Here is a 3,378-nt window from a genome sequence, read left to right on the forward strand (position 1 = left end):
CGCCGCGCCGGGTTCCGTGCCGCCGCGTCGGGCCCCGTGCCGCCGGGCCGGGCCCCGTGCCGCCGGGCCGCGGCCGCTGTGCTGCCGCGCCGGGCCGCTGTACCGCGTGCCGGATCCTGTGCTGCCGTGCCGGGCCCGCGGCGTCGTGCCGGGCGGCGGTGCGAGAATTGCCGGCGTGACCGGCGAACACTACTTCACCGCTGAACCCACGACCGCCGCCAACCCGCGCGAGGTCGAGTTCTCCGTCGCCGGCCGCGACTACGCCCTGGCCTCCTCCGCCGGCGTCTTCTCCGCCGCCCGCCTCGACCCCGGCACGGCGGTGCTGCTGCGCAAGGCCGAGCTGCCGTCCGCCGGGACCACCGGTGCGCTGCTCGACCTCGGCTGCGGCTTCGGGCCGATCACCTGCGTGCTCGCCAGCTCGGCGCCCTCGGCGACCGTGTGGGCCGTCGACGTCAACGAACGGGCCCGGGAACTCACCGCGGCCAACGCGGCGCGGGTCGGCGCGGCCGACCGGGTGCGCGTCGCCGCCCCGGACGACGTACCCGCCGACCTGACCTTGGCGGAGATCTGGTCCAACCCCCCGATCCACGTCGGCAAGGACGAGCTGCACGGGATCCTGCTGCGCTGGCTGCCCCGGCTCGCCCCGGACGGCGTCGCCTGGCTGGTGGTGGCCCGCTACCTCGGCGGGGACTCGTTGCAGCGCTGGCTGGTCGAGCAGGGCTGGCAGGTGGGGCGGCACGCCAGCCAGAAGGGCTACCGGGTGCTGCGGGTCACCCGGTAAATGGTTGGGCCGCCGGGCCCGTGCTCGGGCAGGATGCCGACGTGGGATACGTGGACGTGGCAGCGGTCGGGCACATCCTTCCCGACGGTCGGGAGCTCTTCGCCGACGTGTCGTTCCGGGTCGGGGAGGGCGCCAAGGTGGCCCTGGTCGGGCCCAACGGCGCGGGCAAGACGACGCTGCTGCGGATGGTCGCCGGCGACCTGCCGGTGAGGACCGGCGCGGTCGCGCGCTCCGGCGGGCTGGGCGTGATGCGTCAGTTCATCGGGATGATCGGCGACGAGTCGACACTGGCCGACCTGGCCCTGTCGCTGGCCCCGCCGGCGCTGCGCGACGCCGGCCGCCGGCTGGTCGAGACCGAGGGGGCCATGCGCGCCGCCGAGGTCCGCGGCAAGTACAGCACCGCCGCCGGCAAGGCCCAGCTGGCGTACGCGGACGCGCTCGCGGCCTGGGGCGAGGTCGGCGGCTACGACGCCGAGGTGCTCTTCGACACGGTCGCCACCATCGTGCTCGGCCTGCCCTGGGACAGCGCCCGGGAACGGCCCGTCCGGACGCTCTCCGGCGGCCAGCAGAAGCGCTTCGCCCTCGAACTGCTGCTCCGCGGCCCCGACGAGGTGCTGCTCCTCGACGAGCCGGACAACTTCCTCGACGTGCCGGGCAAGCGCTGGCTGGAGGGGCGGCTGCGCGAGTCCGGCAAGTCGGTGCTCTACGTCTCGCACGACCGGGAGCTGCTCGCCCACACCGCCGACCGGGTGGTCGCCGTGGAGGGTGGCAGCGCGTGGGTGCACCCGGGCGGCTTCGCGAGCTGGCACGAGGCTCGGGTGGCCCGGCACGCGCGCCTCGACGAGCTGCGCAAGCGGTGGGACGAGGAGCACCAGAAGCTGCGCGAGCTGATGCTGATGTACAAGCAGAAGGCCGCGTACAACGACGGGATGGCGTCGCGCTACCAGGCCGCGCAGACCCGGCTGCGCAAGTTCGAGGAGGCCGGGCCGCCGCCCGTACCGCCGAAGGACCAGGACATCCGGATGAAGCTGACCGGCGGGCGGACCGGCAAACGCGCGGTAATCTGCGAGCAGTTGGAGCTCGACGGCCTGACCTTCCCGTTCGACCTGGAGATCTGGTACGGCGACCGGGTCGCGGTGCTCGGCGCCAACGGCACGGGGAAGTCGCACTTCCTGCGGCTGCTGGCCCGGGGTGGCACCGACCCCGACCCCGCCAACGGCCCGGTCGACGGGGCCCTCGCGCTCGCGCCGGTGGCGCACGACGGGGTGGCCCGGCTCGGCGCGCGGGTGCGCCCGGGACACTTCTCGCAGACCCACGACCGGCCGGAGCTGATGGGGAAGACCCTCGTCGAGATCCTCTGGCGGGGCGACGAGCACCGCGCCGGCATGGACCGGCACGCCGCGATGGCGGCGCTGAGCCGGTACGAGCTGGCGGGGCAGGGCGACCAGCGCTTCGGCACCCTCTCGGGCGGTCAGCAGGCACGCTTCCTGGTGCTGCTGCTGGAGCTGTCCGGCGCGACGCTGCTGCTGCTCGACGAGCCCACCGACAACCTCGACCTGGCGTCGGCGGAGGCGCTGGAGGCCGGGCTGACCGCGTTCGAGGGGACCGTGGTGGCGGTGACCCACGACCGCTGGTTCACCCGCTCCTTCGACCGGTTCGTGCTCTTCCGGGGCGACAACGAGGTGGTGGAGACCCCGGAGCCGGTCTGGGACGTGGCGTGATCCCCGCCGACCTGGCCGACCGCCTCTGCGCGGTCGGCGGGGTCGTCGCCGTCGCCCTCGGCGGCAGCCGGGCCCGGGGCGGGCACCGGCCCGACTCCGACTGGGACCTCGGCCTCTACTACCGGGGCGAGCTGGACGTGCCGGGGCTGCGCGCCGTCGCCGCCTCGGTCGCCGACGAGGAGGTCGAACTGACCCCGCCCGGCGGCTGGGGGCCGTGGGTTGACGGCGGCGGATGGCTGCGCGTCGGCGGGACGGCGGTCGACTGGATCTACCGCGACCTCGACCGGGTGCACCGGATCTGGGCCGACTGCCGCGCCGGCCGGTACGAGGTCGGCGTGCAGGCCGGGCACCCGCTCGGCTTCTACTCGTCCGCGTACGCCGGCGAGGTGGCGCTCTGCCGGGTGCTCGGCGACCCGACCGGTGAGCTGACCGCGTTGCGCGAGGAGACCCGCGCGTACCCGCCGGCCCTGGCCGACGCCCTGACGGCCGGCGGGTGGGAGGCCCGGTTCCTGGTCGACGGCGCGGCCAAGGCGGTCGCGGCCGGTGACGGCGGGTACGTGGCCGGCTGCCTGTTCCGGGCGGTCGGCGTACTCGCCCAGGTGCTGCACGCCCGGGCCGGGCGGTGGCTGGTCAACGAGAAGGGCATGATCGCCGCCGCCGGGCGGCTGCCGGGCGCGCCACCCGACTTCGCCCGGCGGGCGCAGGCGCTGCTCGGCGCGGTCGGACACACGCCGGACGAGCTGACCGGCACGCTCGCCGCCGCCCGGCGGCTCGTCGCCGACGTCCTGGACTGAGCCGACCTGGCGGCCGTCCACCGACGCCTGCCGGTCGACGGGGCAGGGCGCGGTGCGGCGGTGCGGGTCGGGCGTGGTGGGC

Annotated in this window: 3 protein-coding genes; all 3 read left to right on the forward strand. The window is 75.7% G+C overall.

Features of this window, described 5'->3' with window-relative positions; genetic code table 11:
• Positions 1-175: 175 nt before the first annotated feature.
• From ACSNN9_RS28180 to ACSNN9_RS28190, 3 genes are read left to right on the forward strand one after another with little or no spacing between them, the layout of a single operon-like run.
• A complete protein-coding gene (locus tag ACSNN9_RS28180) occupies positions 176-781 on the forward strand; it encodes a class I SAM-dependent methyltransferase (RefSeq protein ID WP_436676340.1) in 606 nt (201 codons plus the stop codon).
• Between the two features lie 41 nt (positions 782-822).
• Positions 823-2,502: an ABC-F family ATP-binding cassette domain-containing protein gene (locus tag ACSNN9_RS28185; protein WP_436676341.1), complete on the forward strand. Its 1,680-nt coding sequence runs from the start codon at positions 823-825 to the stop codon at positions 2,500-2,502.
• Positions 2,499-3,296, forward strand: coding sequence for a nucleotidyltransferase domain-containing protein (locus tag ACSNN9_RS28190; protein ID WP_436676342.1), 798 nt, complete (start codon positions 2,499-2,501; stop codon positions 3,294-3,296). The genes ACSNN9_RS28185 and ACSNN9_RS28190 overlap by 4 nt, the downstream gene beginning before the upstream one ends.
• The last annotated feature ends 82 nt before the right edge of the window (positions 3,297-3,378 follow it).

The organism is Micromonospora sp. URMC 107 (assembly GCF_051386315.1).
Classification (GTDB): Bacteria; Actinomycetota; Actinomycetes; order Mycobacteriales; family Micromonosporaceae; genus Micromonospora.